Raw genomic sequence first — 25,231 nt, 5'->3', positions numbered from 1 at the left:
ACCTCTTGCAAAACTCGGTCACATTTTTACAGGTATGCAAAAATGTTTTCTCAGACAGCAACTGAGAATTGACTTATTGTTAGACATTACGGTGTCTTGTAGAAACGCTACGCCTATTCGTAGCATAAATAAGTAATATTGAATTTTAACCATCACATTAATGATAGAACTATTGTATCATTTTAAACTTGGATTTCAAGATGACATTGGTCCTATTATTAAAGAAGTAATATTCTGAAAATAATGACAACTTTCCTGTTCTAAATTGAATCACCATTCCAGATTGAATTTTTAACGATAACATAATCAACACGTGTCAAGGCATGCAAATCACGACCACCAGCATATGAAATAGAGCTTTGAAGATCTTCTTGCATTTCAACAAGTGTGTCTTTTAGATGTCCTTTGACAGGGAGTAAGATTTTCTTACCTTCAACGTTTTTGTGTTCTCCTTTTTGGTACTCAGAAGCAGAACCGTAGTATTCTTTATATTGTTTTCCATCTACTTCTACCAATTTTCCTGGGCTTTCTAAGTGTCCAGCAAAGAGAGAACCAATCATAACCATTGTCGCACCAAAACGAATAGATTTTGCAATGTCACCGTGAGTACGAATACCACCATCAGCGATAATTGGTTTACGAGCTGCTTTTGCGCACCAACGTAGTGCTGCTAATTGCCAGCCGCCTGTTCCAAAACCAGTTTTCACTTTTGTGATACAAACTTTACCAGGACCAATCCCAACTTTTGTGGCATCAGCACCTGCATTTTCCAACTCACGAACAGCCTCAGGTGTTCCAACATTACCAGCGATAACAAAAGTATCTGGCAATTCTTTTTTAATGTGCTTAATCATCTCAATGACACTATCAGAATGTCCATGAGCGATATCAATGGTAATGAATTCCGGCGCATCATCTTTTAAGCTTGAGACAAAGTCGTACTCATAATCTTTAACACCTACTGAGATTGAAGCAATCAAGCCTTGGTCATGCATGCGTTTGACAAAAGGTTTTCGAGAAGCTTCGTCAAAACGATGCATAATGTAAAAGTAACCATTTTTAGCAAGCTTTTCAGCGATATCTTCATCGATAATCGTCTGCATATTAGCAGGAACAACTGGCAATTTAAAGGTATAATCACCAAGTGTTACATGCGTATCAGCTTCCGAACGGCTTTTAATGATACATTTGTTAGGAATGAGTTGAATATCTTCATAATCAAAGACAGGCATTTCGTTATACATATCAATTTCTCCGTGGTCTTTGTGTCAGTGAACACTCAGACAAGGTCAAAGGACAATCTAAAAAGGTCACCTTTTCTCTGTCAGAGTAGCTCAAAAACACATCGACTCTTTCATTAAAAAATGACCTTCCTATAACTCTATTAAGCATTGACTTAATAAAGCATCGCTAGGTAAAACCTTACCCTTCCACTATCATTCTACAACTTCATTCGTTTAATGTCAAATATTTCTATTTTATATTTTTGTATCGTTCGTTTTTCACGAACTATATTTATTGGTAACATTTTCATATTTTTTAAGTTTTATTTCAGTTTTCTTTCAGTTTGACTTAAGTTTAATCCCCTAGACTTTTTTGTAATACGATTGCAAAGGAGTTATTGACATGAATTTTATTAAGCGAGCCTGGCTTGCGACAAAAGCCAAAAAAGGACGCACGGGACTACTCGTTTTGGTGACCAGTGCGATTTTAATTTTTGTGCTAGCTGGATTAACCATTAAAAATGCGGCAGATTCTGCTGTCACATCAGCTAAAAAACAAGCAGGTGCAACAGTGACTTTATCTGTTAACCGCGAAACTATGATGAAGGCTTTTAAACCTGACAGCGAAAATAGTTCTGACTCAAGTAGCACCACCACAGCTACTACTTCTGTTGACCTTGCAACAGCAAAATCAATCGCAGAAAAAAGTGGTGTCTCATCACACCTTTTCACAACAACCACAACGGCTAATGCAGGTGACGGTATTTCTGCTATCTCTACTTCTTCATCTTCTGATGATTCAAGCGATAATGCTTCACAAAATGGCAACCAACCTGAAAACCACGGCGGCATGATGGCATCGGGTGATTTTACCATTACTGGTGTTAACACAACTGACAATGTCAGTGACTTCACTTCAGGCACAAGTGAGATTAAAAAAGGTGTTGGCATTACGTCAGAAACTGCCGACAACTCCGCACTTATCTCTTCAGATTTGGCTAGCGAAAACAATTTAAGTGTAGGTGATACTTTCACAGTAACAACTACTGTAGATAGTACTGAGACAAACTACACTCTAACTGTCATTGGTATCTACGACAATTCATCAACAGCAACGACAGCTCAAATGATGTCAAATGCCTCAAACCCACAAAACAACATTTACACAACACTGACAACAGCTAATACCATGAAAGGTGAAACAGATAAACTTGATTCAGCTGTCTATACCCTTTCAAATCCTGAAAAAATGAACAGTTTCGTTAAAGAAGTAAAATCAGAAATCGACACTGACACTTACTCTGTGACATCAAGCGATGAAATCTACGAACAAATGCTTTCACCACTTAATAACATTTCATCAATTGCACAAAATATTGTTATTTTGGTGGCTGTTGCTGGCGCAGTTATCCTAACCTTGATTGTTATTTTAAGCATTCGTGAGCGCCGTTACGAAATTGGAGTTCTCATGAGCTTGGGTGAAAATCGCCTTAAAATCATTGGCCAATTCTTCACAGAGTTATTCATGGTAACTATTGTTTCTCTTGTAATTGCATCATTTGCAGGAAATTTTGTCGGAAATGCCCTTGGTAATCAACTGTTGTCATCTTCAACTCAGACACAACAAACTACAAACCAAGGACCTAATGGCGGTGGTCCTGGTCAAGAGACAAACTCTTCTAATGATGACAATAAGCAAAATGACTCAAAACCCCAAAATGACAAACCATCCGGCAGTGGTTTTGGCAACATGATGTCAATGGCAACAACTTCACCACAAGAAATCGATAATCTCGATATCAAACTAACAGGAACTGATGTCGCAAAACTCGGTGGTATTGCTCTTCTTATTTCATTTGTGTCAACGATTTTAGCAAGTATCGGTATTATCCGAATGAAACCTAAAGACATCTTGACTTCTAACTAGAAAGGACGCTCATATGACCTTACACACAAAAAATATTGGCTATTGGTACACTAATAATCCAGATGATTACCTGTTCAAAGATGTCAATCTAAGCTTCGAAAGAGGAAAAATTTATGCCATTCTTGGACAGTCAGGAAGTGGAAAGACCACCTTTCTTTCCTTGCTGGCTGGCTTAGATAGCCCAAAAACAGGCAAGATTTACTTAGATGACAAAGATATTAATAAGTCTGGCTTGACCAATTACCGTAAAAACGCTGTTTCAACTATTTTCCAAGCTTATAATTTAATGACTTACATGACCGCACGTCAAAATGTTCAAACAGCACTCGAAATCACAAACACTCCCGTTGACAATGCTAAAATCGATGAGCTTTTTGAGCTGGTGGGCATTCCTAAAGAATTGATTGACAAGCCAGTTCTTCAACTTTCCGGTGGTCAACAACAGCGTGTTGCCATCGTCCGAGCCCTAGCAACCAATCATGATGTCATTATCGCTGATGAACCAACGGGAAACTTAGACGAAGAAACTACCCAAGACATTGTCAATATCTTCAAAGACATCGCTCATCAGCAAAATAAAACCGTGATTATCGTGACACATGAAACGGCTGTCGCTAAAGAAACAGATGTCGTTTTTGAACTCAAGAAAAAACAATTCACCCAACTATAAACGAAAAGCACCCAGCAAAACTGCTGAGTGCTTTTTCTTCTTATTTTAATCTGACAAATCTTGTCCATTAGTAGCAATAACTTTTTTATACCAGAAGAATGAATCTTTGCGGTAACGTTCAAGGCTGCCAACTTCTTCATCAGTACGGTCAACGTAAATGAAACCATAACGTTTACGAATGCCTTCGTGTGTTGAGATAAGGTCAATAGCTGACCATGGATTGTAACCAAGCATATCAACACCGTCCGTAATCGCTAATTGAATTTGTTCAATATGAGCACGAAGATAATCGATACGGTATTGGTCGTGAACTTTACCATCTTCTGTCAAAGTATCGTAAGCTCCAAGACCGTTTTCAGTAACCAAAAGTGGCAAGCGGTAACGGCTGTACATTTCACGAACAGTTGCACGGAAACCGACTGGGTCAATTTCCCAACCAAATTCAGTTTTTGGAAGGTTTGGATTGTCAACACCACGGTAGAAACCTGCTTCTCCACGTGCTGTTTGTTGGTCAGCTGATGGGTTCAAGCTTTCTGTACCATCTGATGCAGCTACTGTTGCTGTATTATAGTAGTTAAATCCGATAAAGTCTGGTTTTGCAGCTTTCATGATGGCACGATCTTCATCAGTAATCACTGGTGTAGCAGCTTGTTCTTCAAGGTATGCCCAGACAAGGTTATTGTATTCACCTAGGATATAAGCATCAAGATAGAGCCAGTTACGAATTGCATTGAAGTTTTGAGCAGCTAGAACATCTTCTGGTTTTGATGAAGCCGCATAAACAAGTGAAATATTTGGTGCTGGACCAATTTTAGCTTCTGGAAGCATTTCGTGACAAAGCTGCATAGCTTTAGCTTGCGCTACCAATTGATGGTGATTTTGTTGGTAAATTTCTTTTGTAAGGTTTGTTGTTCCTTCTGGCACATGAAGGGTACCGATAACAGGGCCAACCAAAGTAAGCATATTTTGTTCATTGATTGTTAGCCAATATTTCACACGGTCACCAAAGTTTTCAAACAAGACACGCGCATATTCAGCAAACCAATCTACTGACTCATGTGTTGACCATGAGCCACGTTCATCAAGCGCTGCTGGCATATCAAAGTGGAACATTGTCACAATTGGTTCGATATCATATTTCAAACATTCATCAATCAAGTTGTTATAAAACTCAATTCCTTTTGGATTCACTTCGCCAGTCCCGTTTGGTAAAACACGTGACCAAGAAATTGAAAAACGATAAGATTTAAAGCCCATTTCTGCCATCAAGGCAATATCTTCTTTGTAGTGATGATAATGGTCAACTGAAACTGTCAAATCTGCAGTTCCTGCTGGTAATTCTTTCACATCTTGACAAGAAGGTCCTTTGCCGTCTTCTAAAGAGGCACCTTCTACTTGGTAAGCAGAGGTTGAAGCTCCCCACAAGAAATAATCTGGAAATGGTTTTAGCGTTTTGTGTAACATGTCAATCTCCTTTTAACTTTTCATTGACTACAATTATAGCGCTATCATTTCTAAAAAACTAATGCTATCCAACGCTATCCTTGTACTATCATACGAAAAAATGACGACAAATATCAGATATCGAAACAAAATATAAACAATCTGACAATTCCTATCTCAAGTCATTTTCATTCCATCAAACCTAATTTGGCAAAGGCGTTGTAGAGGCCAGCTTCTTCGACATCGTCAGTCACCATATCAGCCATCGCTAGAATTTCTGGGCCACCATTTCCCATAGAAACACCAATCTTACAACACTCAAGCATTGGAATGTCCACTTTGGCATCCCCAAAAGCAATGGTATCCTCACGACTAGCCTGCAAATGCTCTAAAATAACGTCAATAGCATGCGCTTTGGTAATATCTTTAACGCCAAGGTCGCCAAACAAAGCTGTTTCCCCTCGGCCGCCCCAAGTCCCAGCTTTTAAGTTTGGAAAAGCCTTAGCAGAATCCAAATGATCTTGGTAAGAATTCAAAATAAAGCTGACTTTATTTAGGTCATCACGGTATAATTCGCCACCATAAACCAAGCCATGAAGAGCATCTTCAGCTTCCATGTGTTCTACTTCTGCGGCTGTTTTTCCTTTTTGCATGACGTACTTGCGCATGACTGGGCGAGCAGCTTCTTTAAAGTTTTCTGAAGCAAATAATCCGTTATTAGATTCCAAATAAAATTCCAATCCGCGCTCATGTAACCAGTCAACAATCGCTCTCGAATCTTCTTTTGAAATCATCTGATGCATGATAACTTCTTCATTGTATTCGACATATGAGCCATTACCACCAATCATGCCATCAAGCCCAATTTTCCATAATTCAGGTTGCATTTCTGCACGACTACGTCCCGTACAGACAAAGACTTTATGCCCATTGGCACGCGCTTGTCGAATTGCGATCGCAGCAGATTCTGGAATACGATTGTGATAATCCACCAAGGTTCCATCAACATCTAAAAAAATAATTTTACTCACAGCACTGTCCTCTTCGTTTTTAATGCCTCTATTTTACTAAGAAAAGTTTGAAAACGATAGTTATATCTTACGAAAAACTGATACTTTCCTCTGCTTTTTTCCAGCTGACAGCTTTCAGACAGCTTGCTTGCATTTCTGATACAAAATCGCTATCCTAAAACCATGAAAAATGTAAAAGACTTACTAGCACATCTTCCTTACCGAGCTAGTTTTTATGATAAAAATTTAAAACTGATTTATAGCAATAATCGTTCAGACGGCTCTTTTTTCTCGGAACCCGAAGAAAATGAATTACCACAATGGGTTTGGAGCAGTCTTGAACAATCACCAGAACAAGCCCTTCATTTTCAAATTCCTACCGAATCATTTGACCGTATCTTATTTCAAACTTATCAAGCAGTTAAAGATGATTCTGGTGAACTTATGGGTGTTATTACTTTTATCCAAGACTTAAAGCCTGTTCTGGCAAGTTACCTAAATGAATCTGGTCAAGCAATCGTTGGCTGGTCTGATGTCACTTCTGGACCTTCTAGCACCAATCCTATTTTCGATGATTAAAAAAGAGCCTTTTGGCTCTTTTTGCTTATTCTTAATCGCGATAAACTGGCTGTGCTCCATATGTTTGAGACACAGGCATCATTTCAATGCGGTTGAAATTAACATGTTCTGGTTGGCTAGCCACCCATGAGACGGTGTTTGCGATATCTTCTGGCGTAATGGCATGCGCTCCTTCATAAAGTTTTTCAGCACGTTCATCATCGCCTTTAAAGCGTACGTTCGAAAACTCTGTGCCTTCGCAAAGTCCTGGTTCGATATTTGTCACACGAATCTTAGTACCAGCAAGGTCAGCACGCAAGTTCAACGAGAATTGTTTCACAAAAGCTTTTGAAGCACCGTAAATATTTGCACCTGGGTATGGAATTGTTCCAGCTGTTGAACCAAGATTGATAATCATCCCTGAATTACGCTTAACCATGCTTGGCAAAATTTGGCGTGTTAAATAAACAAGACCTACGATATTGGTATTAATCATGGTCATCCAGTCAGTAAAATCGGCCTCATATGCCTTATCTAAACCAAGTGCCAAACCAGCATTATTGACTAAAAGGTCAATGTTTTGCCAAGCTTCTGGTAAACTTGCTAAAGCTTGATCAATGAGTTTTGGCTCAGAAACATCCATTTGTAAAGGATAAACCTTATCACTACCTAGTTCTGCTTGTAAGCTCTGCAATTTTTCTAAACGACGAGCACTGGCAATAACTTGATAACCATCTGCTACTAATTTCTTAACAATAGCTTTTCCAAATCCTGCCGAAGCGCCTGTTACTAATGCAATTTTTGTCATGTTACTCTCTTTCTATACTCTTCTGGATATAAGAAAGTCAGTTGGTTATCAGCCAACTGATTCTTTCTTATTATTCGTTCATGTCATCAACAGCCTGAGCTGCTGTGATAATAGCTAATTTATAAATATCTTCTGCACTTGAACCACGTGATAAATCATTGACTGGTTTGTTCAATCCTTGAAGAATTGGACCGATTGCCTCAAACATACCAAGACGTTGAGCAATCTTGTAACCAATGTTTCCTGATTGAAGGTCTGGGAAGATAAAGACGTTTGCTTGTCCAGCGACGTCACTATCTGGTGCTTTTACTTCTGCTGTACTTGGAACAAAAGCAGCATCAAATTGCAATTCACCATCGATAGCCAATTCAGGCTGACGTCCCTTAGCCAGTTGAGTGGCTTCACGAACTTTTTCAGCTTGAGGTGCTTTGGCACTTCCTTTTGTTGAAAAGCTAAGCATGGCAATCTTTGGATCAATGTCAAAAATTCTTGCCGTTTCAGCAGTGTTTAAAGCAATTTCAGATAGCTCTTGAGCATTCGGATCAATATTGATAGCACAATCTGCGAACATAAAACGTTGATCAGTGCTTTCACGGTTCATCAAGAAAACACCTGATGTTCTGGAAATGCCCGGTTTTGTTTTGATGATTTGAAGAGCTGGGCGAACAGTATCTGCTGTTGAATGAATCGCACCAGAAACCATACCATCAGCCAAACCAAGTTTGACCAACATAACACCAAAATAATTAACGTCTTTCAATAGACGATCAGCATCTTCAGGAGTTGCTTTACCTTTTCGGATTTCAAGAAAGGCTTCCTTCATCTCATTAAACTTATCATAAGTTTGCGGGTTAATAATCACATAGTTTTGATCAGCAAAACCGAATTTAGCCAGTAATTCTCGAACTTCCGTAGCTTCTCCTAAAATAATTGGTTCAATCAAACCTTCAAATTTTAAACGAGCGGCTGCACGAAGAACACGTTCATCATTTCCTTCAGGAAAAACAATTTTGAGGTTTTTACCAACAATTTTTTCCCTTAAGCTACCAAATAAAGATCGAATTCCCATAAAAATTAACCTTCCATCTATTTTTGTTGTAGCTTCATGATAACGCTATCAAAGTCATCTGTCAAGTTTGCACTTTGAATAATCTCTTTATTTGTGTAAGGGTCTACAAAACGTAAATAATGGCAATGCAGCGCTTGTCGCGTAATGCCAAGATCCATGCGGCCACCATACAAATCATCTCCCAAAAGTGGGAAACCAATGTGAGCAAAATGCACACGAATTTGGTGAGTTCGTCCTGTGTGAAGTCGAATATCTACCAAAGCCACATCGCCAAAGCGTTCCACAACGCGATAACTTGTGTGAGCGTATTTTCCAGACGGGTGCACGCGACGTGTGATAATACTATCTTCATCTCGAGCAATCGGCGCAATGATTTCTCCCTCATCTTCTAGTACACCTTGACCAGAAACCAAGGCATAATAACGTTTTTCAATGGTCTTACTTTGTAATTGCTTATCAAGTCGAGCATGGGCATAGCCGTGTTTGGCAAAAAGCATCAAACCGCTTGTATCCTTATCAAGTCGAGTTACGATGTGAACTTGCTTGTTAGGATAATTTTGCTCCATGTAGTAATATTTGACAAAATTAGCGATGGTATTTGAATGCAAAACACTTGGAATGCTTGCATAACCATGGGGTTTATTGATAATCAAAAAATGATCATCTTCATAGGCAATATCAAGGTCATGTTTGACTGGAATAAGGGTTTCATGTTCCTGTTCATCAGGAATTTCAATCGTCACCACATCTCCCACATCCAATAAATAAATGGCATTTTGCTCAACGCCATTTACCCAAATATTTCCACCTTTAAATTTCACTTTGGCTAATAAACCTTTTGAGACATCATGTCCCTTTAAAAATGTTTTTACTTTTGTTCGTCGGTCCGCAATAAATTCAAATCTCACGAATCTACTTCTCCTATAAAGGCATCTCTCACGCGCTCCCAGAAACTTGTATGGAAGGGTGTTGCCACAAAACTAATTTTTTTATTGTCAATACAATATTCAATTTTAGACACATTTTTATAATGCATGGTTTTGTTATCGATTGACACTGTATAAACGCCTTGGCGTTTAGGAATGATTTCAATTTTATCTTTTTTCGGCACAATCACAGATGACCCAAGAGTGCGATAAACACGGTTGTTAAGACTAGAAATCTCTGTCAACTGCATCGCTTCCATCGTTGGGTGCAAAATAGCTCCGCCTAAAGATTTATTGTAAGCTGTGCTTCCTGTCGGTGTTGATACCGAAATACCATCACCACGGAAACGTTCTAACTTCACTTTATCAATGACAACGTCAGCAACCATTGTTTTCTCAATACGTTTGATGGCTACTTCGTTAAGGGCGCGCGCTTTCACCACACGACCATCATCTAAAGTGATTTTAGCTCGCAAAACTGGATAAGATGCCTTACGCCCCTTATCAGCTCGCAAATTCTCAATTAACTTTTCTACTTCAAAATCTCGGTAATCGGTGTAAAAACCCAGATGACCGGTATGAATTCCCACAAAGCGGACTTTATCAAGGATCTTTTCATACGTGTGAAAAGCAGACAATAGCATTCCATCACCACCAATGGAAATGACAATATCTGGATCTTTTTTAGACAAATAGAATCCTTTATCTTCCTTGAATGCCGCAAAAAGCTTTGAGGCAACTCGTCTACTCTGATATTTCCCGTTTGCTACGATAGCAACACGTGTTACTTTATCTGTAATATTCGTCTGTGTCATCACTATTTCCTACACCATCACTTAATTTCCGACTTGCGGGATCAAATAAAAGCTGTGCTTCCCTAATATCCTCGCGAATTTTTCGCATCTCCTCATCCAACTCAAGGGCAATTTTTGCTGTTGTTTCCAAACGTTTTTTAATTTCATCAGGAAACTCGCCTTTATATTTATAGTTCAATGAATGTTCAATCGTTGCCCAGAAGTTCATCGCTAAAGTCCTAATTTGAATCTCAGCTAGAACTGTTTTTTGACCATCAATGGTATCAACAGGATATTCCACAATAACATGGTATGAACGATAACCACTGGCTTTCATATGCGTGATGTAATCACGTTCCTGCACGATTTTCATATCATGTCGACTACGTAAAAGTGCCAAAACTTCATCAACGTCATCAACAAATTGAACCATAATACGAAGACCAGCAATATCTTGCAAATCTTGTTCAATGTTCTCTGGTTTAATCCCGCGTAGCACCATTTTTTCCTTGATACTTTCGACCGATTTTACACGACCAGTCACAAACTCAATCGGTGAATGTCGATTTTGTTTACGAAATTGCTTGCGGATTCCGCGCAATTTAATCTTCAATTCACCAACAGTTTGTATGTAAGGATCTAAAAATTTCTCCCAGTCCATCACATTTCCTTCCTAATGGGATGGGCTTGTCACGCAGACATAACCAATCCTTGTCAAAAAATTGACTTTTGTATAGAATTAATATAACAAACCTATTATACCATATTTCTAATTGAGGAAAAAAGGAAAATTATTTTATGACACACCTTGAAATTGAGTACAAAACATTACTCACTAAAGACGAATTCAATCGTCTTAACAGTCAACTTTCACACGTTACACCAGTAACGCAAACGAATTACTACTTCGATTCAGATAATTTTGACATGAAAGCACATCGCATGTCTCTTCGCATCCGGACATTGCCAAATCGCGCAGAAATCACATTGAAAATTCCAAAAGAAGTTGGTAATTTGGAATACAACTATGATTTGAGTGTGGCTGATGCCAAAGAAATCATCAAATCAGGTCAATTCCCAGAAGTTGATTTTTTGAAACTTATCGAAGAAAATGGTGTTAAACTATCAAGCCTTAAAAATTTTGGTAGTCTGACGACAACACGCCGCGAAACAATGACAGATATTGGTCTTATGGCTCTTGATAGCAATCAATATGCTGATATTAAAGACTATGAACTTGAACTAGAAGTTGAAAATGCTGAAAAAGGCAAAAAAGATTTTGACAACTTCTTAGCTCAGCATGACATTGACTTTAAGTATGCTAAAAGCAAAGTTGCTCGCTTTAGCGCAACCCTTAAGCGAAATTAAAGACGCTTTTTCCTTAGAAAATGCTGAATTATTTCAGTTTTTTTGGTAAAATATAAGTATTAATTTTAAAGGAGTTTATTTATATCATGGCAGAACATTACGCCGACAAACAATTCAAGCTTTTTTCTCTTTCTTCTAACGTAGAGATTGCACAAAAAATTGCGGACGAAGTTGGAGTCCCTCTTGGAAAAGTGTCAACACGCAAGTTTTCAGACGGCGAAATCATGATTAACATCGAAGAAACAGTTCGTGGTGATGATATCTACATCATCCAATCAACTAGCTACCCTGTTAATGACAACCTTTGGGAACTCTTGATTATGGTAGACGCTTGTAAACGTGCCAGCGCCCACACTGTCAATGTCGTTATCCCTTACTTCGGATACTCACGTCAAGACCGTATTGCTGCATCACGTGAACCAATCACAGCTAAACTTGTAGCAAACATGCTTGTTAAAGCTGGTGTTGACCGTCTTTTGACTCTTGACCTTCACGCTGTTCAAGTACAAGGTTTCTTTGATGTCCCAGTTGATAACCTCTTTACTGTTCCATTGTTTGCTAAATACTACTGCGACCTTGGTTTGAAAGGTGAAGACGTTGTTGTTGTCAGCCCTAAAAACTCTGGTATCAAACGTGCTCGTAGCTTGGCTCAAACCCTTGATTCACCAATCGCTATCATCGACTACGCTGAAGATGATGCACACCGTGAAGAAGGCTACATTATCGGTGATGTTGCTGGTAAAAAAGCAATCCTTATCGATGACATTTTGAACACTGGTAAAACATTTGCTGAGGCAGCTAAAATCGTTGAACGCGATGGCGCTACTGAAATTTATGCCGTTGCTAGTCACGGTCTATTTGCTGGAGCTGCTGCAGAAAGCCTTGATGCTGCTCCTATTAAAGAAATCTTAGTAACTGACTCAGTTGCTACTAAAGAACGCTTGCCTAAGAATATTAAATACCTTTCAGCAAGCAAATTGATTGCTGACGCGATTATTCGTATCCACGAAAAAACTCCGCTCAGCCCACTATTCTCATATAACGCTAAAAAGGATTAATTTACTATATGATATATCTCGATAATGCTGCAACTACCCCTCTCACACCTTCTGTTATTGATGCAATGACAGAAATTATGGTCAACGATTTTGGTAACCCATCAAGTATTCATGGGATTGGACGTCACGCTAACCAGCGTTTGCGTTCTTACCGCCAGACCATTGCCTCAGCTTTAAAAACTGACCCACGCCGCATTATCTTTACATCTGGTGCTACTGAAAGCAACAACACTGCCATCAAAGGCTATGCTCTTGCTAACCAAGAAAAAGGTAAACACATCATTACCACTTCTATCGAACACCACTCTGTTCTTCATACAATGGAGTATTTGGAAAAACGTTTTGGTTTTGAAGTCACATACCTAAAACCTGAAGATGGTCATATTTCTGCTAAACAAGTGGCTGACGCTCTTCGCGATGATACGATTTTAGTCAGCACAATGTTTGCAAACAACGAAACAGGTGACCTTCTTCCCGTTAAAGAAATTGGCGAACTTCTCTCAGACCATCAAGCTGCTTTCCACGTTGATGCTGTTCAAGCTATCGGGAAAATTGATGTTTATCCTGAAGAGATTAAAGCTGATTTCCTTTCAGCTTCTGCTCATAAATTCCACGGACCAAAAGGTGTGGGTATTCTTTACTCAACACCACAACACTTTGATAATTTGCTCCATGGTGGGGAACAAGAAGAAAAACGCAGAGCTAGCACTGAAAATATGATTGGTATTGCTGGTATGGCAAAAGCCCTATCAGATGCTGTTGCTAACAAAGATGCTAATTACAAACACGTCCAAGAACTACGTCAAGCCTTCCTTGATGCTATTTCTAGCTTAGACTATTACATCAACGGTAGCCAAAACAAAATGCCTCACGTGCTCAACATTGGTTTTCCAAATCAAAACAATGGTATTCTCCTAACTCGCCTTGATTTAGCTGGTATCGCTGTTTCAACTGGTTCTGCATGTACTGCTGGTACTGTCGATCCAAGTCACGTCTTGGCAAGCCTATATGGTGAAGATTCACCACGTTTGGCAGAATCAATCCGCGTTAGCTTCTCAGAACTTAACACTATCGAAGAAGTTCAAGAACTCGCTAAAAAATTAATAGAAATTGTAGGAAAATAGGATGGCATTTGAAAAAGAAATCACTTTAAAAGACTGTCTTTACAGCTATGCTATTAGCGATAATATTAAAAAATATACGCTTCGTGACACAACCTTTACACAAAACCGTATCGGTAATTACGAATTAACGCGTTTATTGGAAAAAGTCCCTAATTCAGGTGATGGATTCCCACTAAAAATCACTATCAACAAAGATTTGACAGGCTTCAAACTAAGCATCACTGACAAATCAGGGCTTCGTTTCGTTAATATCTTCAAATCTGAAGATAATAAAATCCTCCAAGAAAAATTCTATTTCTTGATGGACAGCCTCGTTGAACGTGATATTTTCACTAAAAAAGAAGCTTAATCAATAAAAACAACTCCAAAGCTACTTCTTATTAGCTTTGGAGTTGTTTTTTTACTCTATTTTGTAAAATTTGTTTTTATTTTCACAAAGTTTTTGTTACAATAGATGTAACAAGTAAAAGGGAGATGGTATTGTGACTACTGAGAAATCTATTCCTAAAGCAACGGCTAAGCGACTTTCGCTGTATTATCGCATTTTCAAACGTTTTAATACAGATAATGTCGAAAAAGCAAGTTCAAAACAAATTGCAGATGCTATGGGAATCGATTCTGCAACTGTTCGCCGAGATTTTTCCTATTTTGGTGAGCTAGGAAGACGTGGCTTCGGCTATGACGTCAAAAAATTAATGAACTTCTTTGCTGATATCCTAAACGACCATTCAACAACAAATGTTTTATTGGTTGGATGTGGTAATATCGGTCGAGCATTACTTCACTACCGTTTCCATGATCGTAACAAGATGCAAATTGCTATGGCTTTTGATACAGACGATAATGAAATTGTTGGGCATCAAACATCAGATGGTATTCCAGTTTATGGTATCTCATCACTTAAGGAGCACGCACAAGAAGCTGGTATCGAAACCGCTATTTTAACCGTTCCGAGTACTAAAGCTCAAGAAGTTGCTGATATCTTGGTTGAAGCTGGTATTCGTGGTATTTTAAGTTTTTCTCCCGTTCATCTAAATGTTCCAAAAGGTGTCATCGTCCAATACGTCGACTTAACGAGTGAATTACAGACACTTCTTTATTTCATGAGTCAATCAAATCAATAACAAACTGCAATCCAACTGCTTTTTGCTTAGCTGAGTTTATTTAGTATTAGAATACTTTTTCTTGCCTGAGAGTTTTCCTTTCAGGTTTTTTTAGTTTTACAGTACATCTGTTTCTTCCCTAAAACTATAATATTGGTATTTGCCTACTATAATGTGATCTAAACAGACTATGCCAATATCATCGCAAGCTCGTTTCATTTTCTCAGTAAATCGTAGGTCATTTTCACTCGGTGCTGGTGAACCTGACGGGTGATTGTGAATAATAATCACTGAAGTTGCCATGTTTTTACAAGCATAGTACAAAATCTCACGAGGTTCTGCGATTGAACGACGAACCGAACCAATAAAAATCGTCCGTTGTTCGATAATGCGATTCTGAGTATCCAAATAAATCGCCACCAAATGCTCCTGCTTCTGATCGCTCAACTCTAACATCATCTTTCTAGCCAAACGTTCACTACTCATGATACGCTCTTTTTGGACATATTCTGCTTTGCTAATGCGCTTTGCCAGTTCAATCATTGCTTTGATTTCAATAGATTTGACATAGCCAATTCCTTTAATTTTTTGCAATTCTTGTAAGGATAAATGCTGAAAGTCAGCAAGTGTATCGATGTGTTTTAAAATATCATTAGCTACTTCTAAAACTGGCCTTGTCTTGGTACCTGTTCGTAATAAAATGGACAATAATTCTTGATTGCTTAATTGCTCGGCACCTAAATCTCTCAATCGTTCGCGCGGCAACATGGCATCTGCTTTCATTTCTATTGCATACATAAAAATACCTCCACTTATTTATTCGTAAGTTAGAGGTATTTTTTCTTTAATTCGCTATTTTAAACGATTTTCTTGGCGTTTAGCGACATTGTCCTTGATAATCTGATAAAGACTAGCTGCTAAAGGTACAGCTACTAGCATTCCTAAAACGCCCCAAAGCGCTGCGCCAATGGTAATAGCCATCAATACCCACATACCAGGTAATCCGATTGAGCCACCAACCACGCGCGGGTAAATAAGATTTCCTTCAAATTGCTGAAGAACAACAAGGTAGATCACGAAGAAAATAGCTTGAGAGACTGACTGAGTTGCAATCAGAATAAATCCAATTGTCAAACCAATGTAAGCTCCTACAACTGGGATTAAAGCCGTGAAGGCCACCAGAATCCCGATAGTTGCTGCATAAGGCAAATGCAACAAAAGCATACCTCCAGCTGTTAAACTACCAAGAATCATTGCTTCCAAGGTCTGTCCGACAAAGAAACCATGGAATCTCTGGTGTAAAATATCTAAAACATAGTGGACAGTCTTAGCGTATTTTCCAAGATAAGAATCAATTAACAGATTAAATTGACGAGATAGTTGTTCTTTGCTAGCTAGCACATAAATTGAAAAGACCAAACTAATAAAGACATTCAGAAGCGTTGAGGCAATGGTACTTACTGACGTTAAAATGCTTGTCAAAACTGATAACACTTGATTCAAAATCTGTTGACTGTAATCTGACAATGTCGTCGTCACATCTGATGATGTCCCAAAGTATGCCATAACATCTTTGACAACTTTATTGTCATTAACTTCTTTGATAAAGTTTGCAATACCACTTGTATCAATCTTCAACAGTGAATTGATACTAGCAATCAAATCTGGTAGAACAATTGAAAAGAGCCAACTAATCAACAAGATAAAGGTTAAATAAGCCAAAATCATTGAGACAGCCCGTTTTACCTTCAAAAGGTATTTATTTTTAATCAGACGTGTGAAAATCATCTCATAAAGACTCATGACGATATTTACGATATAAGCAATACCAGCTCCAATCAGAAATGGCTGACTAGCTTTAATCACCGTCGCCACAAGTGATGTTCCCGTATCCCAATATGCCTTAATCGCGTAACATATCACAAAAGCAAGAACTATATAATAGACCTGTTTTTTCTCAAATTTCATGGGGAATAAATTCTCCTTAATAAAGTTATTCCCATTATAGCAAATTTTATTAAAATGTCGAAAAGTCTGCTGCTTTACCTACTTTTATCATTTCAATCCCGCTCAAAGATATATTCTTGCGTGCTTGGATTATAAATCGATTGAACACACATTTCTTTTCCATCATAAGTTATTTTGAAAATCGCACAGTTTGCTGGACGTTTTTTAGGAGTCGGCGGATTTTTCGTAGCATGCAAATAAAACTGCATAATAGCTCCACCGTGGCTGACAAATAACAAAGTCTCATCTTCTTTGCTAGCTTCCAAAACCTCACGAATAGTACGCTCCATGCGCTCATAAACCTGAGTGGTGGATTCACCACCATAACGCACAAAGAAATCACGGTAACCAGAACCATCTTCATGGTGAACTGGCGGATTCAAATACTCTTGATGCGCTTCATACGCTCCAAAATCCATTTCCTTGATTCCTTTTAAGCGAATGTAGTCTACACGCCCAGTCGCTAACTCAGCAGTGTCACAAGCTCTCTCTTGCGTTGACGAATAGACACGCGTAAAAGAAATCCCTTCTTGCTCAAAATACCGTCTTGCTGCCTTAGCTTGTTCGATCCCTTCCTCTGTCAAGGGAGAATCACACGCTCCTTGAATTCTCCCTTGAACATTAAAGCGAGTTTGCCCATGTCGCATTAGATAAAAAGTTTTAACCATTTTCTCCTCCACCATCTCATAGAAGCAAAGCAACTCAGTTGAAAACTATCAACCGAGTTTAGCTTATTAATCGTTTAAAATATTAGCACCACGTGTTGCAATCAAATCTTTGTAATAGAAGAATGAGTCCTTACGTGAGCGGTCAAAGCTACCATTACCTTGGTCATCCGCATCAACGTAAACAAAACCGTAGCGTTTAGACATTTCAGACGTTGATGCTGACACAAGGTCTGTACAACCCCACCAAGTATATCCCATCAAGTCAACACCATCTTCAATGGCTTCATACATTTGTTTGACATGAGATTCCAGATAATCAATACGGTATTGGTCATGAATAGAACCATCTTTTTCCACCTTATCAAGAGCGCCAAGACCATTTTCAACAACCATAAGCGGTACTTGGTAACGGTCATAAAGCTTATTTAAAGTGATACGAAGTCCAACAGGGTCAATTTGCCAGCCCCAGTCAGAAGCTTCCAGATATGGATTAGGTTCACTTAAGATTAAATTACCAGCTGTCTCTTCACCAGATTTTTGCTTACGTGCAATAGAGCTCATGTAATAAGAGAATGACATGAAATCAACAGGGTATTTTTCAAGAATTTCAAGATCACCATCAGCAATTTCTAACTCAATATTGTTTTCTTGGAAGAAACGTTTCGCGTATGAAGGGTATTTACCACGCACTTGAACATCAGAGAAGAAAAGATTTTCATGGTCTTTTTTAATTTCTTCCATGACATCATCAGGATTACATGTAGCTGGATAAGCTTGCATACGCGCTAACATACAACCAATTTTAAAGTCAGGATTGATTTCATGACCAACTTTTGTGGCTAAACTTGATGCCACAAATTGGTGATGCGCTGCTTGATACATCTCTTGCAAATTTAATTTACCATCGTCAAATAAGAGGCCACCAGACAAGTAACCTGTCATACCAATAATGTTGATTTCGTTAAAAGTCAACCAGTATTTGACTTTATCTTTGTAGCGATTAAAGACTGTTTCAGCGTAACGCACAAAGCAATCAATCACTTTACGATTCTTCCAACCGCCATATTCTGTGATTAGATGAATTGGAAATTCATAATGTGACAATGTCACAAGGGGTTCGATGCCATATTTATTAAGCTCATCAAAAACTTTGTCATAAAAGGCTAGCCCTGCTTCATTTGGAGTGGCATCATCACCATTTGGAAAAATACGTGACCAGGCAATTGACATACGGAAAGTCTTAAAGCCCATTTCCGCATAAAGAGCAATATCTTCTTTGTAACGGTGATAAAAATCTGAACCCCAACGTTTCGGATATAAACCTTCTGTGTCATTTAAAGCAGCATCCAATTTAGCACGAGTCATTGGGCTATTGAATTCACTTCCCATTGATTTTCTCTCTTCTGGCGCTACTGCACGTGACGTATCTGAGGTAGCAGGTCCGCGTCCATCAACATTCCACGCCCCTTCAAATTGATTGGCAGCTGTTGCACCACCCCATAAAAAATCTTTTGGAAATTGTTTTGTCATATTTTCTCACCTCATACTTTAGTTTACTCTTGTATTATATCTTGAAATGTAAGTGTTTTCTATCACTATTATCTTAAAAAACAATACTATCACATGATAATAAAACTATTTCCTCACCTTAGAGGAAAAATCTTTTCAAAAAATGAAATCAAGTATGAAAACTACTCATTTTTCATTCATTCTATAGAAGAAAATTTGACAAAAGCCCTTTCTCTCTATATAATTAATTAGTTGAAATTATTCTATTTTTTCTGAAAATGGGAAATATATTTTAATAAGTAGTACTGATTTAATGGCTAAAAGATAAAGAGTCACTTGATGATTTACCCTTTAACCAATGATTACAGTACTATGACTGACTTAGGAGTTTAATTATGTATAATTTTCTATCGTCTTTAGACAGTCTAGTCTGGGGACCACCTCTTCTTGTTCTTCTTGTTGGAACAGGAATTTATTTGTCTTCTCGCTTAGGATTATTGCAAGTTTTCCGCCTCCCAAAGGCCTTAAAACTGATCTTTAAATCTGAAGCAAAAGGTAAAGGGGATATTTCAAGTTTTGCTGCACTAGCTACTGCTCTTGCAGCAACTGTCGGTACTGGTAATATTGTCGGTGTCGCAACTGCCATCAAACTTGGTGGTCCAGGGGCACTTCTTTGGATGTGGATGGCCGCATTCTTTGGAATGGCTACAAAATATGCTGAAGGTGTTTTAGCCATCAAATACCGTACAACAGATGCAAATGGTGAAATTTCTGGTGGTCCAATGCACTACATTGTTAATGGGATGGGAAAACGTTGGAAACCTTTGGCCATTGCCTTCTCAATTTTTGGGGTAATGGTTGCCTTGTTTGGTTCAGGGACTTTCACACAAGTTAACTCAATCACTGATTCACTTAGCAACACTGTTGGCTGGTCACCAAAAATCATCAGTATTGTCTTGGCTGTCCTTGTCAGCATTATCATCTTCGGTGGTATTCAATCAATTTCAAAAGTTGCTGAAAAAATTGTTCCTTTTATGGCAATCATTTATATTCTAGCAACAATTACAATTCTTGCTTTCCATTGTAACCAAATTCTTCCAAGTATTGCTTTGGTTATTAAATCAGCCTTTACTGGAAAAGCAGCAACTGGTGGTTTTGCTGGAGCAACTGTTATCACAGCTATCCAAGCTGGTATCGCACGTGGTATCTTCTCAAATGAATCTGGGCTTGGTTCTGCACCAATCGCTGCTGCTGCTGCGAAAACTGACGAACCTGTTGAACAAGGTCTTGTTTCTATGACTGGTACTTTCATTGATACCATCATTATTTGTACCCTAACAGGACTTTCAATTATTGTTACTGGTGGTTGGTCAAGCAAACTTAACGGAGCAACTTTAACACAGTCTGCTTTCTCTACTGTTTTTGGCAACTTCGGTGTCTATGCTTTGACATTCAGTTTAATTCTCTTTGCCTTTACCACAATTCTTGGTTGGGGATATTACGGAGAACGTTGTTTTGAATTCCTATTTGGTGTCAAAGCTATTCCAGTTTACCGTATCATTTTCATCGCTATGGTCGCTCTTGGCGGTTACATTAGCCTTGAAACTATCTGGGTTATCGCTGATATCGTTAACGGTTTGATGGCAATTCCAAACTTGATTGCCTTACTAGCCCTTTCACCAATTATTATCAAAGAAACAAAACACTATTTCGATACACATTAAAAAATAAGAGATTAGGGATTATCCTAATCTCTTGTTTTTCCCCTTAAAGAAAACGCTTATTAACGGGATTTCTGTGCCAAAAGAGGCGTTTTAGTGATATAATAAAAGGTAGCTCAAATTTAACATAATCTACTGATACATTTATAACCTCATTTGAACAAAGGAGGCATTTCTTATGTCAACACCAGAAGAAAACCTACGCTTAGCAAAACGAGGGCCCATTGTTAGTATTATTGCCTACATGGTCATCACCTTATTGAAGCTAATCACTGGTTATTTTTTGAATTCATCATCATTAATCGCTGATGGTTTTAACAACTTGTCTGATATTCTCGGAAATGTTGTGCTTTTAATTGGACTACATTTGGCGAGCAAACCAGCCGATGAAGATCACCGCTTTGGTCATTGGAAAATGGAAGATTTATCAAGTTTGATCACTTCTTTCATCATGTTCTACATTGGCTTTAAAGTTCTCTTTCAAACCATTGAAAAAATCATCTCAGGTAGCATGACACCTCTTGATCCTGAAGGTGCCATTGTCGGAGTCATCTCTGCAGCGATTATGTATGGTGTTTACCTTCACAATAAACGCCTCTCACAACGTGTCAAATCAAGCGCACTCTTAGCCGCATCAAAAGATAACCTTTCTGATGCTGTCACTTCTATCGGTACTTCTATAGCCATCCTCGCAGCTTCATTTAACTTAGTCATCATTGATAGATTGGCTGCCATCGTTATTACTTACTTCATTTTGAAAACAGCCTATGATATTTTTATCGAAAGTGCCTTTAGTCTTTCAGATGGATTTGACCAAAAAGAACTTCAAAAATACAAAGAGGCCATTCTCAAATTACCAAAAGTGTCAAATGTAAAATCCCAACGTGGTCGCTCATATGGAAGCAACATTTATCTTGATATTGTTGTTGAGATGAATCCTGACCTATCAGTTTACGAAAGCCACGAAGTTACTGAACAAATCGAAGAACTCCTTCGTAAAGAATTCTCTGTTTACGATACAGATGTTCACGTTGAACCAGGAGCAATCCCTGAAGATGAGATTTGGGATAATGTCTACAAGAAACTTTACAAGGCAGAAAAAACCATTCTTGCTAAGATTCCAGATTATGAAGAATTAATCTCAGATGACTTCTACCTCATTGACGTTGACGGTCATTCCTATACCAAATCTGAAATGACTGCTCGAGAAAGACACTACATGAGCAATATCGAAGCTTTTGAAATGACATCTATCAGTCAAAAAACAAAGCTTATCACTTACAAGCTCGATAATATGACTCATACAAGTATCTGGCGTCGCAAGGAAAATTGGTTCCTTGTCTTCCACCAAATCACTCCACAAACAACAAATTCTCAAGATTAACCGCAAAACCAGGATTAATACTCCTGGTTTTTTAGATGCTTAGAATTAATCAGTTATTTTAATTAACCGGTTAACTATTTTATATTATAGCACGATTCTATTGATAATCAAGAAAAAAATGAAAACTAAAAAAGTTCTAAGTTTCACTACTTAGAACTCTTTTAATTTATTTTTTAACGGCATCAGTTGCCACGTCATCACCAAACCATTTGTTTGAGATTTCTTGGAACTTGCCTTCTTGATAAAGTTTTTGGAAAGCCTGATTGATTTTCTTAACCAATGTTTTATCAGCTTTTCTAGCCCCTACAGCAAAATCTTCACCATCAAACTCACTAGCAATGATATTGTAGTTATCTAATTCACCTTCTTGTTCAAGGTAGTAATTCGCATAAACCTTATCAATCAAGAGACCATCGATACGATCGTTTTTGAGGTCGATAAGGGCTTGTGTGAAGGTTTCATACTGTGTCGCATCACCACCAGATATAATATCTTTCAAAACTTTTGGTTTTGCATTGAAAGCATCGTAACCAGATGAACCTGATTGAGCTCCGAGGACTTTATCTTTCATCCCTGCAAAACTTGTAATTCCTGAAGATTTTTTAGTGACTAGCACTTGTTCATTAACCATGTAAGGATTTGTAAAGAGAACTTTTTCGGCACGTTCATCACTAATAGAATAACCATTCCAAATCAAATCAATCGTACCGTTATTCAATTCAGTTTCTTTCATATCCCAGTTGATTGATTGCCATTTCACTTTAATACCATACTGTTCAAAGACGGCATTGGCAAGATCGATGTCAAAACCAACATTTTTGCCATCTTCATCTTCGTACCCCATTGGTACAAAAGTGTTATCAAAACCAATCGTAATCTTACCATCTTTTTGATAAGTTTTCCATTGGTCTGTCTTAGCAACTTTTTTTGATGACGATGACCCGCAAGCAGCTAAACTAACTGTCGCAACAAGCGCCATAGCACTTAAAAGAACTTTTTTCAATTTCATAAAGATACCTAATGAGACTTTCTGTTATTTTGGATTAATTTTTAAAATGTGATCTGAAATCGTTTCTGCAAATTGTAAATCATGGGTAACCACAATCTGAGTCATTCCAGCTTCTCGGTTTTGTAAAATCAATTTTTCAACTTCTTGACGTAATTCTGGGTCAAGCGCTGACGTTGGTTCATCATAACCAATGATTTGAGGATCAATCATCATCGCACGAGCAAGGGCGACACGTTGCTTTTGCCCACCTGATAATGAGTAAGGATAAGCATCCGCGTGTTCTCCCAAACCAAGACGTTTAAGAAGACCAAGCGCTTTTTCTTTTGCTGCTTCTTTTGTCATTCCCATTGTTTTAACTGGCGATAAAATCAAATTATCTAAAACAGACAAATGTGGGAACAATTGAAAGTCTTGGAAAACAAAACCAAGCAAGTTAAGTGTCTCTAAGTGATCAATCGGAACAACTTCACCATTATAGATGATTTCACCCGAATCAATTTTTTCAAGACCAGCAAGCATGCGTAGTAAAGTGGTTTTACCACCACCTGAAGGTCCTACAAGAGACAAAATTTTACCATCTTCAATTGTTAAATTAAAATGATCAAAAATCTTCTTTTGACCAAATTGTTTGGAAATATTTTTTAATTCTAACATCTGGTCACCTCTTATTTATAATAATCAAATTTTTTCTCAGTTTGTTTTGAAATCAAGGTAACAATACCAATCATAAGCAAGTAAATAGCCCCTGCCACAAACATCGGTGCAAGTGTTGCATCACGGTTGGCAGCTGTCTTACTTGCAAGCAACAAATCACCAACCCCAAGAACATAAACGAGTGAAGAATCTTTGACAAGGTTGATAATTTCATTGAAAACACTTGGTAAAACAATCTTGAAAACCTGTGGCAAAATAATATAATGAATAGTTTGCAACTGATTTAATTTCAAAACTTTTGCAGCTTCGTATTGACCTTTAGGAATAGCAGCAATCCCACCACGGAAAATTTCAGCAAAATAAGCTGCATAATTCAAGGTAAATGCCAAAATAGCTGCTGGCATACGGTCCATAATCACTCCTACACTTGGTAAAACATAGTAGAAGAAAATAAGTTGCAATAGCAATGGTGTTCCACGCATAATCCATACATATAATGTCAACAACCATTGCAAAGGTTTAAATTTAATCTGCATCAAAAAAGCTAGGATAGCGCCAATCGGAATGGAAAGCACAATAACAATACAGAAAACTTGCAAAGTTACCGCAGCGCCATCTAACAAGCTAGGCAGAACTTGTGAAATATATGACATGTTATCTCCTAAAAAGAATTTGTTACTATTATAGTATTATATCAAATTTTCAAACAATTGGGGAGCAAAGAAGAATATTTTATCATTTGACCTTATAAAAATAAGTCGATATAACATAACTATATTTATGTAAATTCTATCTTTAAATATAAAAAAACGCTACGAGAAAAGCTCATAGCGTTAATGTCATTATAGTTTTTTAACAAACTCTGATTTTAATTTCATTGCACCGAAACCATCGATTTTACAATCAATGTTGTGGTCACCTTCAACAAGACGAATGTTTTTAACACGAGTTCCTTGTTTAAGATCTTTTGGTGCACCTTTTACTTTCAAGTTTTTAACGATAGTAACACTGTCACCGTCAGCAAGACGAGTTCCGTTGCTATCAAGAACAACCAAGCCATCTTCTTCTTCAACTGAATCAGCTGGGTTCCATTCATAAGCGCACTCTGGGCAAACTAACATTAATCCATCTTCGTAAACATACTCAGAGTTACATTTTGGACAATTTGGTAAAGACATCATTTCTCCTTATCAAAAAA

26 protein-coding genes and 1 riboswitch are annotated in these 25,231 nt (G+C 37.9%); of the genes, 10 read left to right on the top strand and 16 right to left on the bottom strand.

The features are described from left to right. Window positions 1-56 precede the first annotated feature (56 nt). Window positions 57-152: riboswitch (purine riboswitch) on the bottom strand. Between the two features lie 108 nt (window positions 153-260). Next, on the bottom strand, window positions 261-1,244 hold the full coding sequence (gene guaC / locus GPZ88_RS08530; RefSeq protein WP_039696963.1) for a GMP reductase: 984 nt from the start codon (window positions 1,242-1,244) through the stop codon (window positions 261-263). 382 nt (window positions 1,245-1,626) lie between these two features. Between guaC and GPZ88_RS08525 the strand changes: the two genes are divergently transcribed. Together GPZ88_RS08525 and GPZ88_RS08520 are read left to right on the top strand one after the other, a co-directional pair. Then, window positions 1,627-3,150: an ABC transporter permease gene (locus GPZ88_RS08525; protein ID WP_166044069.1), complete on the top strand. Its 1,524-nt coding sequence runs from the start codon at window positions 1,627-1,629 to the stop codon at window positions 3,148-3,150. 13 nt (window positions 3,151-3,163) lie between these two features. Next, complete coding sequence (locus tag GPZ88_RS08520) at window positions 3,164-3,820, top strand: ABC transporter ATP-binding protein (RefSeq protein ID WP_166044067.1); 657 nt, start codon at window positions 3,164-3,166, stop codon at window positions 3,818-3,820. A 45-nt stretch (window positions 3,821-3,865) separates the two neighbouring features. Here GPZ88_RS08520 and GPZ88_RS08515 read toward each other — a convergent pair whose 3' ends face one another. Further along, a complete protein-coding gene (locus tag GPZ88_RS08515; RefSeq protein WP_166044065.1) occupies window positions 3,866-5,284 on the bottom strand; it encodes a glycoside hydrolase family 1 protein in 1,419 nt (472 codons plus the stop codon). A gap of 167 nt (window positions 5,285-5,451) precedes the next feature. Further along, a complete protein-coding gene (locus tag GPZ88_RS08510; protein ID WP_166044063.1) occupies window positions 5,452-6,294 on the bottom strand; it encodes a Cof-type HAD-IIB family hydrolase in 843 nt (280 codons plus the stop codon). 162 nt (window positions 6,295-6,456) lie between these two features. Here GPZ88_RS08510 and GPZ88_RS08505 point away from each other — a divergent pair, with 162 nt between their 5' ends. After that, window positions 6,457-6,852, top strand: coding sequence for a sodium transporter (locus GPZ88_RS08505; protein WP_157628949.1), 396 nt, complete (start codon window positions 6,457-6,459; stop codon window positions 6,850-6,852). Window positions 6,853-6,883: 31 nt separating this feature from the next. Here GPZ88_RS08505 and GPZ88_RS08500 read toward each other — a convergent pair whose 3' ends face one another. The 5 genes from GPZ88_RS08500 to yjbM all read right to left on the bottom strand — a co-directional run bounded on the left by GPZ88_RS08500 (window position 6,884) and on the right by yjbM (window position 11,089). Further along, window positions 6,884-7,639: an SDR family oxidoreductase gene (locus GPZ88_RS08500; protein ID WP_166044061.1), complete on the bottom strand. Its 756-nt coding sequence runs from the start codon at window positions 7,637-7,639 to the stop codon at window positions 6,884-6,886. Window positions 7,640-7,709: 70 nt separating this feature from the next. Then, the gene (gene pta / locus GPZ88_RS08495; protein WP_157628947.1) at window positions 7,710-8,708 is read right to left on the bottom strand and encodes a phosphate acetyltransferase; all 999 of its coding nucleotides are present in this window, start codon (window positions 8,706-8,708) and stop codon (window positions 7,710-7,712) included. 17 nt (window positions 8,709-8,725) lie between these two features. Further along, the gene (locus tag GPZ88_RS08490; RefSeq protein WP_157628946.1) at window positions 8,726-9,616 is read right to left on the bottom strand and encodes an RluA family pseudouridine synthase; all 891 of its coding nucleotides are present in this window, start codon (window positions 9,614-9,616) and stop codon (window positions 8,726-8,728) included. Next, window positions 9,613-10,449, bottom strand: coding sequence for an NAD kinase (locus GPZ88_RS08485; RefSeq protein WP_039696972.1), 837 nt, complete (start codon window positions 10,447-10,449; stop codon window positions 9,613-9,615). The genes GPZ88_RS08490 and GPZ88_RS08485 overlap by 4 nt, the downstream gene beginning before the upstream one ends. Further along, complete coding sequence (gene yjbM / locus GPZ88_RS08480) at window positions 10,424-11,089, bottom strand: GTP diphosphokinase (protein WP_039696973.1); 666 nt, start codon at window positions 11,087-11,089, stop codon at window positions 10,424-10,426. Before yjbM ends, GPZ88_RS08485 begins: the two co-directional genes overlap by 26 nt. Before the next feature lie 137 nt (window positions 11,090-11,226). Between yjbM and GPZ88_RS08475 the strand changes: the two genes are divergently transcribed. From GPZ88_RS08475 to GPZ88_RS08455, 5 genes are all read left to right on the top strand, one after another. After that, window positions 11,227-11,796, top strand: a complete 570-nt coding sequence (locus GPZ88_RS08475) for a CYTH domain-containing protein (RefSeq protein ID WP_014334666.1) — start codon at window positions 11,227-11,229, stop codon at window positions 11,794-11,796. An 86-nt stretch (window positions 11,797-11,882) separates the two neighbouring features. Next, window positions 11,883-12,854 (top strand): ribose-phosphate diphosphokinase, encoded by a 972-nt coding sequence (locus GPZ88_RS08470; protein WP_039696974.1) that lies wholly within the window; start codon window positions 11,883-11,885, stop codon window positions 12,852-12,854. Between the two features lie 8 nt (window positions 12,855-12,862). Next, entirely contained in the window at window positions 12,863-13,978 is a 1,116-nt protein-coding gene (locus GPZ88_RS08465) for a cysteine desulfurase family protein (protein WP_166044059.1), read from the top strand. A 1-nt stretch (window position 13,979) separates the two neighbouring features. After that, entirely contained in the window at window positions 13,980-14,327 is a 348-nt protein-coding gene (locus GPZ88_RS08460) for a DUF1831 domain-containing protein (protein WP_039696976.1), read from the top strand. Window positions 14,328-14,460: 133 nt separating this feature from the next. Next, a complete protein-coding gene (locus GPZ88_RS08455) occupies window positions 14,461-15,102 on the top strand; it encodes a redox-sensing transcriptional repressor Rex (protein ID WP_039696977.1) in 642 nt (213 codons plus the stop codon). A 96-nt stretch (window positions 15,103-15,198) separates the two neighbouring features. Here GPZ88_RS08455 and radC read toward each other — a convergent pair whose 3' ends face one another. The 4 genes from radC to GPZ88_RS08435 form a co-directional block, all read right to left on the bottom strand. Then, window positions 15,199-15,879: a RadC family protein gene (radC, locus tag GPZ88_RS08450; RefSeq protein ID WP_014334663.1), complete on the bottom strand. Its 681-nt coding sequence runs from the start codon at window positions 15,877-15,879 to the stop codon at window positions 15,199-15,201. 54 nt (window positions 15,880-15,933) lie between these two features. Continuing rightward, a complete protein-coding gene (locus GPZ88_RS08445; RefSeq protein ID WP_166044057.1) occupies window positions 15,934-17,049 on the bottom strand; it encodes an AI-2E family transporter in 1,116 nt (371 codons plus the stop codon). A gap of 92 nt (window positions 17,050-17,141) precedes the next feature. Further along, window positions 17,142-17,756 carry a histidine phosphatase family protein gene (locus GPZ88_RS08440; RefSeq protein WP_166044055.1) on the bottom strand — a complete coding sequence of 205 codons (615 nt, stop codon included), beginning with the start codon at window positions 17,754-17,756 and terminating at the stop codon, window positions 17,142-17,144. Window positions 17,757-17,822: 66 nt separating this feature from the next. Further along, a complete protein-coding gene (locus tag GPZ88_RS08435) occupies window positions 17,823-19,286 on the bottom strand; it encodes a glycoside hydrolase family 1 protein (RefSeq protein WP_166044053.1) in 1,464 nt (487 codons plus the stop codon). 374 nt (window positions 19,287-19,660) lie between these two features. On the opposite strand from GPZ88_RS08435, the gene GPZ88_RS08430 reads away from it, so the two are divergent. Further along, window positions 19,661-20,989: an alanine/glycine:cation symporter family protein gene (locus tag GPZ88_RS08430; RefSeq protein ID WP_166044051.1), complete on the top strand. Its 1,329-nt coding sequence runs from the start codon at window positions 19,661-19,663 to the stop codon at window positions 20,987-20,989. 175 nt (window positions 20,990-21,164) lie between these two features. After that, entirely contained in the window at window positions 21,165-22,370 is a 1,206-nt protein-coding gene (locus GPZ88_RS08425) for a cation diffusion facilitator family transporter (RefSeq protein ID WP_166044048.1), read from the top strand. A 166-nt stretch (window positions 22,371-22,536) separates the two neighbouring features. On the opposite strand, the gene GPZ88_RS08420 is transcribed toward GPZ88_RS08425, so the two are convergent. From GPZ88_RS08420 to GPZ88_RS08405, 4 genes are all read right to left on the bottom strand, one after another. Continuing rightward, a complete protein-coding gene (locus tag GPZ88_RS08420) occupies window positions 22,537-23,379 on the bottom strand; it encodes an amino acid ABC transporter substrate-binding protein (RefSeq protein ID WP_166044046.1) in 843 nt (280 codons plus the stop codon). Between the two features lie 24 nt (window positions 23,380-23,403). Then, a complete protein-coding gene (locus GPZ88_RS08415) occupies window positions 23,404-24,033 on the bottom strand; it encodes an amino acid ABC transporter ATP-binding protein (RefSeq protein WP_074482136.1) in 630 nt (209 codons plus the stop codon). A gap of 11 nt (window positions 24,034-24,044) precedes the next feature. Further along, on the bottom strand, window positions 24,045-24,686 hold the full coding sequence (locus GPZ88_RS08410; protein WP_166044044.1) for an amino acid ABC transporter permease: 642 nt from the start codon (window positions 24,684-24,686) through the stop codon (window positions 24,045-24,047). Between the two features lie 189 nt (window positions 24,687-24,875). Next, window positions 24,876-25,211: a zinc ribbon domain-containing protein YjdM gene (locus tag GPZ88_RS08405; protein ID WP_039696985.1), complete on the bottom strand. Its 336-nt coding sequence runs from the start codon at window positions 25,209-25,211 to the stop codon at window positions 24,876-24,878. Window positions 25,212-25,231: the final 20 nt, after the last annotated feature.

Source organism: Streptococcus ruminicola (assembly GCF_011387195.1).
Classification (GTDB): domain Bacteria; phylum Bacillota; class Bacilli; order Lactobacillales; family Streptococcaceae; genus Streptococcus; species Streptococcus ruminicola.
Note: the sequence above shows the minus strand (reverse complement) of the source record. Positions and strands in the feature narration are given on the sequence as shown.